13 protein-coding genes are annotated in these 14,112 nt (G+C 62.9%); 4 read left to right on the top strand and 9 right to left on the bottom strand.

Annotated elements, in window-relative coordinates:
• Positions 1-6: 6 nt before the first annotated feature.
• The 9 genes from WOB96_RS06795 to WOB96_RS06755 form a co-directional block, all read right to left on the bottom strand.
• Positions 7-912, bottom strand: a complete 906-nt coding sequence (locus WOB96_RS06795) for a lysophospholipid acyltransferase family protein (RefSeq protein WP_341370529.1) — start codon at positions 910-912, stop codon at positions 7-9.
• Positions 909-1,646, bottom strand: coding sequence for a PepSY domain-containing protein (locus tag WOB96_RS06790; protein WP_341370528.1), 738 nt, complete (start codon positions 1,644-1,646; stop codon positions 909-911). The genes WOB96_RS06795 and WOB96_RS06790 overlap by 4 nt, the downstream gene beginning before the upstream one ends.
• Positions 1,643-2,173 (bottom strand): FMN-binding protein, encoded by a 531-nt coding sequence (locus WOB96_RS06785; RefSeq protein ID WP_341370527.1) that lies wholly within the window; start codon positions 2,171-2,173, stop codon positions 1,643-1,645. The genes WOB96_RS06790 and WOB96_RS06785 overlap by 4 nt, the downstream gene beginning before the upstream one ends.
• Positions 2,143-2,490, bottom strand: a complete 348-nt coding sequence (locus WOB96_RS06780) for a DUF2325 domain-containing protein (protein ID WP_341370526.1) — start codon at positions 2,488-2,490, stop codon at positions 2,143-2,145. Before WOB96_RS06780 ends, WOB96_RS06785 begins: the two co-directional genes overlap by 31 nt.
• Before the next feature lie 75 nt (positions 2,491-2,565).
• Entirely contained in the window at positions 2,566-4,497 is a 1,932-nt protein-coding gene (locus WOB96_RS06775; protein ID WP_341370525.1) for a hypothetical protein, read from the bottom strand.
• A 63-nt stretch (positions 4,498-4,560) separates the two neighbouring features.
• Positions 4,561-5,859 carry a hypothetical protein gene (locus WOB96_RS06770; protein ID WP_341370524.1) on the bottom strand — a complete coding sequence of 433 codons (1,299 nt, stop codon included), beginning with the start codon at positions 5,857-5,859 and terminating at the stop codon, positions 4,561-4,563.
• 154 nt (positions 5,860-6,013) lie between these two features.
• Positions 6,014-7,831 (bottom strand): translational GTPase TypA, encoded by a 1,818-nt coding sequence (typA, locus tag WOB96_RS06765; protein ID WP_341370523.1) that lies wholly within the window; start codon positions 7,829-7,831, stop codon positions 6,014-6,016.
• Positions 7,832-7,932: 101 nt separating this feature from the next.
• Positions 7,933-8,562 (bottom strand): nucleotidyltransferase, encoded by a 630-nt coding sequence (locus WOB96_RS06760; RefSeq protein WP_341370522.1) that lies wholly within the window; start codon positions 8,560-8,562, stop codon positions 7,933-7,935.
• A gap of 9 nt (positions 8,563-8,571) precedes the next feature.
• Positions 8,572-10,875: a penicillin-binding protein 1A gene (locus WOB96_RS06755; RefSeq protein ID WP_341370521.1), complete on the bottom strand. Its 2,304-nt coding sequence runs from the start codon at positions 10,873-10,875 to the stop codon at positions 8,572-8,574.
• Between the two features lie 334 nt (positions 10,876-11,209).
• On the opposite strand from WOB96_RS06755, the gene pilM reads away from it, so the two are divergent.
• The 4 genes from pilM to WOB96_RS06735 are packed head-to-tail and all read left to right on the top strand — an operon-like array spanning position 11,210 to position 14,065.
• Positions 11,210-12,265 carry a type IV pilus assembly protein PilM gene (gene pilM, locus WOB96_RS06750; RefSeq protein WP_341370520.1) on the top strand — a complete coding sequence of 352 codons (1,056 nt, stop codon included), beginning with the start codon at positions 11,210-11,212 and terminating at the stop codon, positions 12,263-12,265.
• Positions 12,265-12,861, top strand: a complete 597-nt coding sequence (locus WOB96_RS06745; RefSeq protein WP_341370519.1) for a PilN domain-containing protein — start codon at positions 12,265-12,267, stop codon at positions 12,859-12,861. Before pilM ends, WOB96_RS06745 begins: the two co-directional genes overlap by 1 nt.
• Positions 12,858-13,514, top strand: a complete 657-nt coding sequence (locus tag WOB96_RS06740; protein ID WP_341370518.1) for a type IV pilus inner membrane component PilO — start codon at positions 12,858-12,860, stop codon at positions 13,512-13,514. The genes WOB96_RS06745 and WOB96_RS06740 overlap by 4 nt, the downstream gene beginning before the upstream one ends.
• The gene (locus tag WOB96_RS06735) at positions 13,511-14,065 is read left to right on the top strand and encodes a pilus assembly protein PilP (RefSeq protein WP_341370517.1); all 555 of its coding nucleotides are present in this window, start codon (positions 13,511-13,513) and stop codon (positions 14,063-14,065) included. Before WOB96_RS06740 ends, WOB96_RS06735 begins: the two co-directional genes overlap by 4 nt.
• Positions 14,066-14,112: the final 47 nt, after the last annotated feature.

Genomic DNA, 14,112 nt, shown 5'->3' with positions numbered 1-14,112 from the left:
GGCGGATCAGGCGTAAGGATCGGGTAGCCCCTGCGGGCGGGTCTTGAAGCGCCGGTGCACCCACCAGTACTGGGCCGGTGCTTCGCGGATGGCGGTTTCCAGCATGGCATTCATGGTGGTGGCGTCGGTCTCGTCGTTGCCGCAGGGATAGTCGGCGGGCAGGGGCCTGAATACCAGACGAAAGCCCGCACCCCTGGGCAGGCGAAAGGCGAACACGTAAATGACCGGCACGCCAGAGCGCTTGGCCAGATGCGCCACGGCCACGCTGGTGCTGGCCGGCATACCGAAAAAGGGCGCAAAGACGCCTTCCCGCTCATTGACGTTCTGATCGGCCAGAATGCCAATGGCCTCGCCGCGGCGAAGTGCTGCGATCAGGGGTCGAAAGCCCCGCTTCTTCTCGGTCATCGTCGCGCCAAAGCGGCTGCGCCCGGCTACCATGAGGGTGGAAAAGGCCGGGTTGTGGGTGGGCATGTACAGGGCGGTCAGGCGCGTCAGCAGGCTCATGTAGAGCGCGCCCGCCTCCCAGCTGCCAAAATGAGCGCTCAGGAGGATCAGTCCCTGGCCCTGCGCCTTGGCGCGTTCAACATGTTCGAGCCCCTCGATCTGGGCAAAAAGCTGTTCGAAGCGTATGCGTGGGCCCCGCCAGAGGGGCCCCAGTTCCAGCGCGGCCTCGCCGAGCTGGCAGAAGTGCTCGCGCAGCAGGGCACGGCGCTGGTCGGACCTGAGTTCGGGAAAGCAGAGTTCGAGGTTGCGCATGGCGATGCGGCGCGGGCGGGGCAGGGCAAGCCGTACGAGATGCCCGAGCCCGCGACCGAGCCGGCTGCGCAGGCGATCGGGCAGAGGAGTGGAAAGTCGCAACAGCGCCTCCGCCAGCCCGGCCTGGATTCGCTCCTGCCAGCTTGCCTGGTTCACGGCCGGCGCGTGCCTTGCCAGAAAATCCACGCGCCACTCAGGGATAGGCCCAGCAGGATCAGGGCCGCAAGGTCCATCAACCAGGGGCCGAAGCGACCGAAGATGCGCCCACTGTGCAGGTCCAGCATGATGCGCTCCAGCGGGAGATGGGGCGCGAATGCCGGGGCAAGCTGCTGGCGTAACCCGGCAGGCAGGGGTTCTGGCTGGCTCCATCGGGCCGTTCCCTGGTAAGCTTGCCAGTTCAGACCGCCATCCGTACTGGCAAAGACCCCTTTGGGGCTGCGGATCAACACGGACTTGCCGCTCTGGCCCAGTGCCGTGAGCGGTGTGGCCGGCAAGGCGCTACTGTCGAGCTGATCCACCCGCTGGCCATCCGACTGATAGAGCGCGAGCTGCTCGGGGCTGGCGATATAACGGATGCCGCCAATCTCCAGCGCCCCGACCGGGGCCGGCAGGTCCTTTCCCAGCAGATGTCCATCCATGAACCAGCGCCCTGACTGCGAAACCAGATATCCCTGTCCCAGTCGATAGCCCTGCTCGGGCGTCTGGTTCTCAAGGCCGTACCAGCCCATCAGCCAGGAGGCCGCAACTGGCCGCTGGTCGAGCTTGAGGGCTTCGGTATGATTGAGCATCACCCCGGTGATCACCAGGATCAGGAAGAGCAGGCTCGCGAAAACCCCCAGCCGGGCATGCCAGTAGCGGGTCAGGCGCATCCATTTCAGCCCGTTTTTCATGGCTTGCGGGCTTGGCGGTTCATGAAGAGTGCGGCACGCGCCATCTTCTGCATTGCCCGCACCGAGAGCGTCGCGCCACTGATGCCATCGATATTGCGGTCCAGGAAGCGGTTGGGCGCCAGGCCAGCACCAGTGAACTGTTTCAGGAAGGCCGGATAACGGACCTCCATGCCACGCGGTTCACGATAGATCAGCACCCGGCTCATCTGGATGCGACCATCCGGTCCGACCACGAAACCGGCGGTGATAGGCTCTTCCTTGCCGATCTCTTCGAGAATCCAGGCGGTCTTCTGGCCATCGGTCCAGTAACGTTGCCGCAACTGCGAGGGCGGATGGCCCAGGATGGTGTTGAGATCCGCCTGGAGTGGCCGGGTCAACCAGAGTACTGCCTGCTTGGGTGCATGCGTGCCAAAGGCCTCGCCGAGGAACTGCTCGGGTGTCTGATAGACCCGGTCATCTGCGCTGGCAGATGCCCAGGTGACAAGTAGCGATAGGATCAGGGCAAGCGACGTGGACAGCGGGCGCATGGATGGTCTTCCTCTCGTGCAGCATCCGGGGTCGGCAGACGCTCGGCCAGGGCCTGGCGCAGGCAGGTAGCTGAGCGCCGGCAGGCAATGATCGGCGTGCCGTTTTCCTTGGCGGCCTGGCGATAGTGGCGCATGACGTTGTGCCCCAGAAAATCGGTGAATAATATCACGATGTCCGCGCCCTTGGGCAGGGCGGGCAGCTTGCGCTGATGGGCGGCATTGCGCCCGCTGATGTGATCGCGAATGCGAATGTTGAACGTTGCGAGCATGTCCGGAATGTTGCCGAGGATATCCGCGCCGATCAGAACTGCGTTCATGAGACCTCCATCATTATCAATGATAATCATTAACATATAAAATACTGAAAGACGGGCCGCATGGCCCGTCCGGTGTTACGGGGTCACAAACTGGCTGGGAAAGGCCAGGTAGGGTTGATAATCCACCACGAAGCTGCCCTCGATCTCATTGATCAGGGTCGGCACGCCGATGGGCCGGTCGCTGATGACTTCGCCCTGGGCATATGGCCTGCCGTTGGCATGCGTAAAGGCCGTGTCCGCCGTGCGGTGATATTTGAAGGTATAGGGCGTGGCCGGGAAGACGTCCTTGCCCAGGGTGAAGCGCTGACTCGCAACCACCTGCCGGTAACGGCCCGCGGCCGCCAGTGCGGTATCCTTTGCCGGATAGAGCAGGGCGCCGGCGATGACGCCATTCTCCAGGTAGTCCTTCCTGCTGACCATCTCCCGCATCAACTGCTGACGCAATTGCTGGGTGGCAAGGATCGTCTGCGGGTCGGCCTGATCGCTGCTGTCCAGTACCGGCCAGTCAGCGCTATAGCCATTGGCTTTGGTGATCTTGCCCTTCAGGTAGGCCTCGATACCGGCAGGCATCTCGCCATACAGGCTCGCACCCACCACCCGGCTCAGAAAGTAACCGAACTCGCCCTGTGCTTTGTTGTGGTTGACCGGATCACCGACACTCGCGGCGCCCGGTGTCGCGCTGTTGCTGGCGCCGGCAGCATGCGTGTAACCGAAATAGTTCATCTCCTGCCAGCCGGCATCCCCGGCGAACTTGCGCGGGAAGGCCCAGGTCGAGTCCACCGTGCCGCCGACGCCGGACTTGAAGCCAGCGCCCTGGCCAAGGCCGCTGTGGCAGCCAAAGCACTGCATCAGCTCCTCCCCGCGCTGGGGCCGCAACCTGCCGCCCCGGTCCTCGATATAGGCCGACAGCAGCCAGCCCGCGCCATTGTCGATCCAGCCCTGATCGGCATTCAGGAACACGCTGCCCGGGCCTCCCTCTTCCTCCTCGCCGCCGGCGGGTGCCTGCGCCGGATCGAAGTCGCGCCATTTGGTCATGTAGCGGACCTCTTTCACCCGGTTGGCGCGGGTGCCGGGAAAACGGCTGATCGCGGCATTGCTGCCATCGGCTTCCGCATCGACGTAATGCAGCGGATGGGCAAATTCAGTGCCCAGCGGATAGAGCCCGGCCTGGACCGGCACACTGGCCGCGCTACCGAGGTAGTGCGCCGGGTCACTGGCTTCGAGGCGGTTCTGTACCGCGCGCTCCAGCAGATCCAGGTTCTGCTGATACACGCTGAGGCTGTAATTCCCGCTGGCGTCCTTCATGAAGGCTTCGGGCAGGCGGATATAGACGCCCGAGACGCTGCCGGTCTGGGGTGTGAAGATGCCGTAGGGCATGAAGTTGATGGCCCGCCAACCGGTGATGGCACCCTGGCTGTCGCTGAAGGGGCCGTGCGCGGCGCTGGCCGAACGCACGAAGCCATCCGCTTTGGCGGGCAGATCCGCCGGATCGAGCGCCGGAAAGACCTGGAAGGCGCCGGTGCCGGCATTCCAGACTTTCGGGTCACCGCCACGCTGGGCATAGGCCTCCGACCAGTTATCAGTGCGGATATAGCTCTGCATGTCCCAGGCCTCCGGGTTCTGGCCCAGCGACAGCACGATTGCCCTGAGTTTCTCCGGAAACAGCGTGTTTTCCCAATGATTCACGTTCATGCCGGGCGCGAAGTCATAGGCCAGTTGCAGCCCGCTTTGCGCCTGATTGTTGCCGATCGGCGGAGTGGCAGTGGCCAGGCCATCGGTATGACAATACAGGCAGGCGTTCTGGGTGCCCCCTGAGGTCTCAATATAGCACTGAGCGGGGATGTTGGGCTGGGGATTGCTGAAACTCGCGAGGCTCACGCTCTGGCCCGTGAGACCGGTGGCCGCGAAAAGCGGCGTCTGGTCCTGGCCGCCACCGCTCATGCAGCCGGCCAGCGGCGCGAGCCCCAGGGCGGTGATGAGGCTTTTGAGAATGATGCGTTTCGTCATATATTCGGAGTAGCTTTATCGATTTGAAATAATAAGGGCCGTGCCGCCACGGCCCGGAATTGCCTAGAACATGTAACCGACGCCGAGATTCCAGCGGTCGTTGGTACTTACCTTATCGAAATCCTGGTAATCCGCCTTGAATACCACGTTGGCCGTGGGATAGAAGTTCATGCCCAGGGTCGTGACCTGCTCGTCGCTGTCGGGATCGGCGGCGATGCCGGTGGGCATCTCGTCCTGGGTGTTGAAGCGCTCATAGCGGGCGAAGGGGATCAGCTTCTTGTCCCCCGACTGCCAGACGGTATAGGCCGGCTCGACATACCAGCCGTAGAAGGCCTCGGGGACCGAGCCGCTGCTGACCACGTTACTCAAAGCACCGGCATCACTGATGGTGCCGCGGGCATAGAGCGCGCGCAGGTGGAAGTTCCGGATGTTGGCCTGGGCGTGCAGGTCCCAGAGCGTGGCGCGGGCATCAATGCCTTCCAGTGCTGGATTCTTTGCTCCATTCTGGCCCATGTTGCCGGTGAACACCGAGCCGCCCAGGGTCAGGCCCGGCAGGCCGCGATAGTTCAGCGCGCCATAAAAAGCGAGATCATTGGCACTGGCTTCCGAGCCACCCTGGCGAAATTTCTTCAGGGGCTTGTCCGCATCGAATTCATCGCCAACCGCCAGGCCGTTGCTCACGCCTACATGGTATTCCAGACCAGGCACCGGCTGGCCGGTCAGGCTGACCGCCAGTTCGCGCCAGGTGCTGGGAATGATACGGGTCTCGATCTCGTTGCGCTCCACGCCAAAGAATGTGGGCGGCTCATGGATCTCGTTCAGAAAGCCCATGGGGATGAGCTGCAGGCCGGTGCGCAGATTCACGGCGTCACTGAAATGGAAGTTCAGGTAGGCCTGTTCCATGGCCACCTCACCGCCCTCATCGCCCTCGACAAAGGCATGCTCGACCTCGAGCTCGGAGCTCAGGCTGATCCAGTCATTGAACTTGTGGCCGAAAAACAGCACGAAGCGGTGCAGGTCCACTTCGTCGTCTTTTTCATCCTTGATGTAGTTGTTGTAATGTACCTCGCCGTAGCCGCCGATCGTGGTCCGGCCGCTATCGGAGGCCTTGACCTTGTGGATGATGGGCGGGCGGCGATTGTCGCTGGGCGCCACGCCGGCTGGCGCGGGCAGGTTGTCGGTCTGGGCAATGCCGGTGTCGCCGCTGTCGGTCTGGGCGCCGCCGCTCTTGATCTGTGCCTTGAGGGCCTCGATTTCCTGCTGCAGCACCTCGATCTTCTGATCCACGGTCGGGTCGGCAGCGAAAGCGGCCGGGCTGCCCAGAGCCAGAGCCAGGGCCGCGATAAGTTTTTTGTTGCGCATGTTTCTCTCCCTGTGAATTCGAATGCGAATTAGTATCATTGCATCTGCGGATGATAATTGTTCCTGTTTGGATGTCAAGTACTGTAGCGCAGGCGTATGGCCCTCAGGCACAAAAAAACCCGCCGGAGGGCGGGCTTTGCTGGTGCGATGAACCTCAGTCGCCGCTGCGCGCGGCCTTCTTGCGCTCATGTTCCTTGAGGTACTGCTTGCGGATGCGGATCGACTGCGGGGTGATCTCCACCAGCTCGTCATCGGCAATGAACTCGATGGCCGATTCCAGCGTGAGCTTGATGGGCGGCGTGAGGACGATATTCTCGTCCGAACCCGAGGCACGCATGTTGGTGAGCTTCTTTTCCTTGAGCGGGTTGACCACGAGGTCGTTGTCGCGCGTGTGGATGCCGATCACCATGCCCTCATAGACCTTCTCGCCGGGGCTGACGAACAGCCGGCCGCGCTCCTGCAGGTTGAACAGCGCAAAACCCACGGCCTCGCCCTGTTCCGCTGAGATCAGCACACCATTGATGCGTGCCGGGATGGGACCCTTCATGGCGTCATAGCCGTCAAACACGTGGGCGATGATGCCGGTGCCCGAAGTGGCGGTCAGGAACTCGGTCTGGAAGCCGATCAGGCCACGGGCAGGAATACGGTACTCGATACGCACCCGGCCCTTGCCGTCGGACTGCATGTCGAGCATTTCGCCACGACGCATGCCGAGCTTCTCCATGATGCTGCCCTGGTGCTGCTCCTCGATGTCCACGGTGAGGTGCTCGAAGGGCTCCTGCTTCTCGCCGTCGATTTCCTTGAAGATCACGCGCGGACGCGAGACGGCGAGTTCGAAGCCTTCGCGGCGCATGTTTTCCAGCAGGATGGTCAGATGCAGCTCGCCGCGCCCGGACACCCGGAACACGTCGGCGCTGTCGGTTTCCTCGACGCGCAGCGCGACGTTGGTCAGCAGTTCTTTCTCCAGCCGCGCCTTGACCTGGCGGCTGGTGACCAGCTTGCCTTCCTGGCCGGCGAAGGGGCTGGTGTTGACCTGGAAGTTCATGGTCAGGGTGGGTTCATCCACCGGCTTCCAGGGCAGGGCCTCTGGCTGGGCGGCATCGGCGATGGTCGCGCCGATGGCCAGATCCTCAAGACCGGTAATGGCGACGATGTCGCCGGCAAAGGCCGCCGGCGTCTCCTCGCGCTCCAGGCCGCGGAAGCCGAACACCTGCAGGATGCGTCCCTTGGAAGGCTTGTCGGTGTCGCCCTTCATGATGACGACATCCTGGCCGGGGAAGATCTTGCCCCGGTAGACACGGCCGATCCCGATGCGCCCGACATAGCTGGAATAGTCGAGTGCTGCGATCTGCATCTGCAGCGGCGAGTCCGGATCCACGGCAGGCGGCGCGACATGCTCGAGCACGGTCTCGAACAGCGCGCGCATGTTGTCGCTGGGCTGGCTCAGGTCCAGCGTGGCATAACCCTGCACGGCGCTGGCATAGACCACCGGAAAATCGAGCTGCTCCTCGGTGGCGCCGAGGTTGTCGAAGAGATCAAAGGTGGCGCTGACCACCCAGTCGGGCCGGGCGCAGGGCCGGTCCACCTTGTTGATCACCACGATGGGCTTGAGTCCCAGGGCCAGGGCCTTGCGCGTCACGAAGCGGGTCTGCGGCATCGGGCCTTCACAGGCATCGACCAGCAGCAGCACGCCATCGACCATGCCGAGCACGCGCTCGACCTCGCCGCCGAAGTCGGCGTGGCCGGGGGTGTCGACGATGTTGATGTGCACGCCTTCATAGTTGATGGCGGTGTTCTTGGCGAGGATGGTGATGCCGCGCTCTTTTTCCAGGGCGTTGCTGTCCATCACCCGCTCGGCCACCTGCTGATGGGCGGCGAAGGTGCCGGACTGTTGAAGGAGTTTGTCCACGAGGGTGGTCTTGCCATGGTCCACGTGGGCGATGATGGCGATGTTGCGAAGCTTGCGTGACATGCGGGTCCTGATCTGAGGGGTGCGGTTGCGGCGGAGTATAACCGCAGTATCAAAAGAAACATAGACCGCTGCCCTCCGGGAAGGTTCCGGGGGCGTGTTTCTCAGGCGGGTTCGTCGTCCGGGGCAGCGAGCAGCGCTTCCAGCTGCTTTCTGCGCGCGCGGCGCATCGGTTTGCCGTCGACCTTGGACAAGGGTACCTCGCGGGTCTCGTCCATGGAGAAGATCACGCAATCCACCGGGATGTCCTGTAGCTCGAAACGCACCGCCGGCATTTCGCGGGCACTGTTGCCAAAGCGCAGCATGGCGCTGGATGGCTCGTGGTCGATGCCGTGATCCATCAGAAAGAAGAGCACGCTTTCCGGTGAATCCGCCACCAGATGCAGGTTGATGTCCGAGTGCTCGGTGGCGGTCCCTTCCAGCACCGAACCTGCCAGTCGGGGATCGAAGTCGGCCAGCAGATCCATGGCCTCCAGGGCGGTTTCTCGTAGCCGGCGCAGGATGGCGGGCTGGCGCTCGCCCTGGAACAGGCGCAGACGGGCGATCACCTCGTCGTTGATCTCGGCATTGGACGGCAGGATCTGATGGGCGTCGTGCTGGCCAAGGGCGAGATGACGCAGGGCCTTGTCCTTGGCCAGCCGGAAATCCTTCACGCCTTCCTCGACCATGATGCGTGCCGCTTCGTGGGCAATCATCTGGCGCAGGCGGCGCACGTTCAGGGAGGCTCGGTTCATGGCGGGCTCTCAGAAAAGTTGCTCGAAAAGCTGCTCGGTATCGGCATCCGCCGCCGGCAGGCTCTCGGTCGGCGCGACGGGCGCCACCGGGCGAGGCATGACGGGTGGGGGGTATCTGTCGATGAAATACTCCGGAATGCCACCTGCCTCCACCAGATATCCGCCGCTGGGTGAGATCTGGCGCGTCACCACATCCGGGGGCAGCGGATATTCCTGCACCGGCTGGTCTTTCAGGGCGTAGCGCATGTAATCCATCCAGATGGGCAGGGCCACCTGGGCGCCGGTTTCATGCTGGCCGAGGCCGCGCGGCTGGTCATGTCCGACCCAGGCCCCAGCCACCAGCCTGGGTGAGTAACCCATGAACCAGGCATCATGGGAGTCATTGGTGGTGCCGGTCTTGCCAGCCAGGTCCGGGTGTTCCAGCTTGCGCGCGGCAGAACCGGTGCCGTGCTGGATCACGTCCTGCAACATGCTGGTGGCCAGAAAGGCCACGGCGGGCGGAATCACGGTCTCCGTGGGTCGCGGTTCGGCACAGGGGGTACAGTCGGGCAGCGCCAGGGGCCGTCCCTGGGCGTCCAGCACCCGTTCCACGAAGTAGGGTTTGGGCCGGAATCCACCAGTGGCGAAGACCGCGTAGCCCTGGGCCATCTGCAGCAGGGTCACGGAACCCGAGCCCAGGGCCAGGGACAGGCCATTGGGCAGTTGTCGGGGCTGGAATCCAAAGCGTTGCAGATAGTTGCGCGCATAAGGCAGGCCGATATGCTGCAGCAGGCGGATGCTGACCAGGTTCTGCGAGCGGGTCAGGGCCATGCGCAGCCGGGTCGGCCCATAGGATTTGCCGCCGTAATTGCTTGGCCGCCAGACCTGCCCGGTACCGTCGACCATCTGGAATGGTCCGTCATTCAGCACGCTGGCCGGGGTGAAATAATAGTGCTCGCCGGCAGCGGTCAGGGCATCGCCATCCATGGCCGCGGCATAGATGAAGGGCTTGAAGGCCGAGCCCGGCTGCCGCCAGGCATCGGTGACGTGATTGAACTGTTTCAGCTCGAAGCTGTAACCGCCGGCCATGGCGCGGATGCGTCCAGTGGGTTCCATGGCGATGAATCCGCCCTGAACCCTGGGGATCTGGGCCAGTTGCCAGCCTTTCTCCTGCTGACGCAACCAGATCAGGTCCCCCGTACGCAGCACCTGCTTCACGCTCTTGGGAGATGGTCCCAGTCCGGCCTTGTAGACCCGCCTCGCCCAGTCGACATCCGCCAGGCCCAGCCTGATGGCTTCGCCGCCTTCGCTGAAAACCGTGGCCTCCTGGCCGTCGACTTGTGTGACCAGTCCCCAGCGCAGCCCCGCCGGGGACTTCACCGGCAGTTCGGCAGGCCGCTTGCCGGCCAGTACCGCGCTCACGGCCTCGGAAGAAAGACGTGCCACCGGGCCGCGATAGCCATGCCGGCGGTCATAGCTTTCCAGCCCTCTCACCAGGGCATCCTGCGCCTTTTCCTGGTCATTGATGTCGATGCTGGTGTAGATCTGAATACCCGAGTTGTAGGCGGCATCCTCACCCAGCTGGTTGACCAGCCACTGCCGGACTTCCTCGGTGACATAGGGCGCGACATTGCGCCCGGGGCTAAAGCGCCCGGCATCCAGCGGCTGCTGGCTGGCTGCTTCGGCCTCGGCAGGCGTCACGAAGCCGAGCGCGCTCATGCGCCGGAGTACGTAATCGCGGCGCTGCAGGGCGCGCTTGGGATTGATCAGCGGATTGAAGGCGGATGGCGCCTTGGGCATGCCGGCCAGCAGGGCGGTCTGGGCCAGGTTCAGTTCGCTGACATCCTTGTTGAAATAACGCCTGGCGGCGGCCTGTACCCCATAGGCGCCATTGCCGAGATAGATCTGGTTGAGATACAGGGCCAGGATCTGGCGCTTGCTCAGATGCTGTTCGATTTTCAGCGCCAGTAGTGCTTCCTTGATCTTGCGCTCATAGGTCTGATCGCGGGTCAGGAAGAAATTGCGGGCCACCTGCTGGGTGATGGTGCTCGCGCCCTGAACCACGTTGCCCGCCCGGAAGTTCGCCCAGGTGGCGCGGGCGATGCCGCGCAGGTCCACCCCGGAATGCTCGTAGAAATGCGCATCCTCGGCAGCCAGGAAGGCCTGCTGCACCCGCTCAGGAATCTGTTCGATGCCCAGCGGCGCCCGACGCTCGGGGCCGATTTCTTCCAACAGATCGCCATCGGCGGCATAGATGCGCAGGGGCAAGCGCGGATGGTAGTTGAGGACCGGATCGATGTCCGGCAATTCGCTCTGCAGGCGCTGATAGGTCATGTATCCGGCTATGCCGGCAACAGCGAGCAGCAGGGTGAAAAGCAGGAAAATCCAAAGAAAGAAGCGAAGGACTGGCCGCATAACTCTTACGATCTGACAGGCAGGGGAAATGACCACTCAGGGTGTGGCCGCCGTGAAGAGAATAGACCAGCTCGGCCATTCGCGAAAGGCTCGGCCTGAAAAATGAAATGACAGAAAAATCACTGCCTGACTTGACAGTAGCCGGATCGCGGCTAATTTTCGTCTGGCAGGGGGAAAACTAAGACAACCCTATTCCCGAAAAATTCCCTTGTTGCGGCCCCAGCAAAAATAACAGACCAGGAAGGTGCCAACCTTGTTCGCCTTTGCTCCGCCACCCGTTGTGGGACTGGATATCAGTTCATCCTCCGTCAAGCTCGTCGAGTTGAGCCGGCAGAAAAATCGTTATCGTGTCGAACGATTCGGCATCGAGCCGCTGCATCAAAGCGAGCTGAAGACGGGGGCGCTGCCCGACATGAAGACCATTGCCCTGGCTGTAAGCACGCTGCACAAGCGCAGCCAGAGCCGTTCACGCCTGGCAATCACGGCGCTGTCCAGTGCCGATGCCATCATTAAGATCATCACCCTGCCGGCCGGCATGAGCGAGGAGGACCTCGAGGTTCAGCTCCAGCTCGAAGGCGGCCAGTACATCCCCTTCAGCATGGACGCGGTCAGCTTCGATTTCGCGGTGCTTGGTCCGGACGAAACCCGGTCCGGTTACGACCAGATCCTGCTGGTCGCCAGCAAGCGCGAGGCGGTCGAGGACCGCGTGGCGGCGCTGGCCCTGGCCAATCTCGATACCAAAGTGGTGGATGTCGAGCCCTTTGCCCTGCTCGCCGTCCATGAATACCTGGCGACCCAGCCGGGCAGCCCGGCGCCGGGCCAGACCGTGGCACTGATCGATATCGGCGCCAGCACCACCAAGGTCCATGTCTTCCAGCAGGGCCAGCCGGTATACAACCGCGATCATGGCTTTGGTGGCGACCGGCTGACCGAGGACATCATGCGCCGCTATGGACTCGATCATGCCGATGCCGGACGGATGAAGCGCCGCGGTGGCCTGCCCGCGGACTACGAACGTGAGGTGCTGTATCCCTTCGTCAACAATCTCGCCCTGGACATCCTGCGCTCGCTCGAATTCTTTCAGTCCAGCATGCCCAGCATTCACATCGACAAGGCCGTGCTGTTCGGCGGCTGCGCGCTCACTCCCGGGCTTCTGGAAGCACTGCGCAACCGCAGCCCGCTGCGCGTCAGCATCGCCGACCCATTCGCCGGCATGGATCTCGCCCCGGGTGTGGATGCCAATCTGCTGCGGGCGGAGAGTGCATCACTGGGCCTGGCCTGCGGGCTTGCCATGCGGAGGTTTGCCTGATGATCCGGATCAATCTGCTGCCCTATCGCGAGGCGCAGCGCAAGGCGGCCCAGCGGCGCAATGCCATTGGCGCCGCAATTGGTGCCGCCCTGGTCGGGCTGATGTTCTATGGCATTCATGGCGCCTTCGAAGAACGCATCGAGCACCAGCAGGCGCGGGTGGATTACCTCAAGCAGGAAGTCGCCCTGGTCGATGCAAAGATCAAGACCATTTCCGAGCTCAAGGAAAAGCGCGAGACCATGCTGGAGCGCCTGCGCGTGGTCGAGGAACTGCAGAAGGATCGCAGCCAGATGGTGCGCGTTTTCAATGAGGTCAGCACGCTGATGCCTTCCGGAATCTTTCTCACCCACCTGCAACAGAATCCCCAGGGTTTTCTCCTGGAGGGCTACGCGGAATCCAACGGCCAGGTCTCGGAGCTGATGCGGCGGCTGGAAGCGTCTCCGGTGTTTGCCAATCCGAGATTGGAGATCATTTCCAAGACGGAACTGGCGGGCCTGCCCGTCGGGCAGTTCAAGATGCTGGTCGGCCTGCGCGCTGGCGAGCAGGAGACATCGAAGCTGCAGCAGGTCGCGATGAACGGAGGGGCTCAAAAATGACCTTCGATGAGCTGCGCACACTCAAGCCCGAGGACTTCTTCCGCTGGCCCCTGCAGGCCCGGCTGATCATCTCCGGCATATTCGTCACCATTCTGGGGCTGCTGTTCTACTTCTTTTTCCTGCAGCCGCTCAATGAGCAGCTCAACGCCCTGCGCGAGGAAGAGCAAACCCTGAAAACCCAGCTTCGCAACAAGCAGCGCCTGGCGGCCAATCTCCCGCAATACCAGGCACAGCTTGGCGAGATCCAGCGCCGTTTCGATCTCATGGTGCGCCAGTTGCCCAGTCGCGCCGAGATCCCTTCGCTGCTCGATGACGTCACGGTCGCCGGGCGCAGCCGGGGCCTGGATTTCCAACTCTTTCAGCCCCTGCCAGAGCAGATCCGAGACTATGACGCCGAAGTGCCGGTCAAGATCACCGTACAGGGTGCTTATGACGCCATGGGCAATTTCGCGGCCGCCGTCGCCGCCCTGCCCCGCATCGTGACCTTGCACGACATCAATCTCCTGCGGGCAGAAGGTCAGCCCGCCGCTGGTGCAAGCGCCAAGCCTGCGAGCAAGGCGCCGCTGCGCCTGGAGGCCCGCCTGCAGACCTACCGCTATCTGGACGAGGCGGAGCTGAATGCCAAGGCCAAGGCGGAGGAGGTGAAGAAATGAATCACAAGGCGTTCTGGTCGGTTGCCTTCCTGCTCGGCGGGGCCCTGTCTCTGGGCGGCTGCGCTCAGGGAGATGACATGGCCGATCTGAAACAGTTCGTGGCCGCGGCGCCCAAGTCCGGCAAATCGATCGAAAAGTTGCCCGAGGCGCCGCTGCCGAGCATCATTCTCTATACCGGAGAAAACCGTCGCGATCCCTTCACCAGTTTCGAGGAAAGCCGGCGCAAGGAACGTACCCTCGAAATCGCCAAGGGGCCGCGTCCCAACAGCAACCGGGTGCGTCAGGTGCTCGAAGAGTTCGACCTAGGCAGTCTCAATCTCGTCGGCATCGTGCGCGATGTGAAAGGCCAGCCCTGGGGCCTGATCAAGACGCCCGATGGCAAGGTTTACCGGGTCACGCTCGGCAATTACCTGGGACGCAACGATGGGCGCGTGGTCGAGATCGTCCAGCGGCCAGGTGAGTCCGCATTGCGCCTGATAGAACTGGTGCCGGCTACGGACGGCGGTTTTGAAAAGCGCCAGCAGCGTATCGAGATGAGCACCAATCCTTGACTGGCCGACCGGATAAATACGAAAAGGGCGCCACCTGGCAGCCCAGA

This window comes from Thermithiobacillus plumbiphilus (assembly GCF_038070005.1).
Classification (GTDB): Bacteria; Pseudomonadota; Gammaproteobacteria; order Acidithiobacillales; family Thermithiobacillaceae; genus JBBPCO01.
Note: the sequence above shows the minus strand (reverse complement) of the source record. Positions and strands in the feature narration are given on the sequence as shown.

Coding starts and splice junctions, on each gene's coding strand:
- WOB96_RS06790 (WP_341370528.1), bottom strand. CDS start 1,646: ATGAAAAACGGGCTGAAATGGATGCGCCTGACCCGCTACTGGCATGCC.
- WOB96_RS06785 (WP_341370527.1), bottom strand. CDS start 2,173: ATGCGCCCGCTGTCCACGTCGCTTGCCCTGATCCTATCGCTACTTGTC.
- WOB96_RS06780 (WP_341370526.1), bottom strand. CDS start 2,490: ATGAACGCAGTTCTGATCGGCGCGGATATCCTCGGCAACATTCCGGAC.
- WOB96_RS06775 (WP_341370525.1), bottom strand. CDS start 4,497: ATGACGAAACGCATCATTCTCAAAAGCCTCATCACCGCCCTGGGGCTC.
- WOB96_RS06770 (WP_341370524.1), bottom strand. CDS start 5,859: ATGCGCAACAAAAAACTTATCGCGGCCCTGGCTCTGGCTCTGGGCAGC.
- typA (WP_341370523.1), bottom strand. CDS start 7,831: ATGTCACGCAAGCTTCGCAACATCGCCATCATCGCCCACGTGGACCAT.
- WOB96_RS06760 (WP_341370522.1), bottom strand. CDS start 8,562: ATGAACCGAGCCTCCCTGAACGTGCGCCGCCTGCGCCAGATGATTGCC.
- WOB96_RS06755 (WP_341370521.1), bottom strand. CDS start 10,875: ATGACCTATCAGCGCCTGCAGAGCGAATTGCCGGACATCGATCCGGTC.
- WOB96_RS06745 (WP_341370519.1), top strand. CDS start 12,265: ATGATCCGGATCAATCTGCTGCCCTATCGCGAGGCGCAGCGCAAGGCG.
- WOB96_RS06740 (WP_341370518.1), top strand. CDS start 12,858: ATGACCTTCGATGAGCTGCGCACACTCAAGCCCGAGGACTTCTTCCGC.
- WOB96_RS06735 (WP_341370517.1), top strand. CDS start 13,511: ATGAATCACAAGGCGTTCTGGTCGGTTGCCTTCCTGCTCGGCGGGGCC.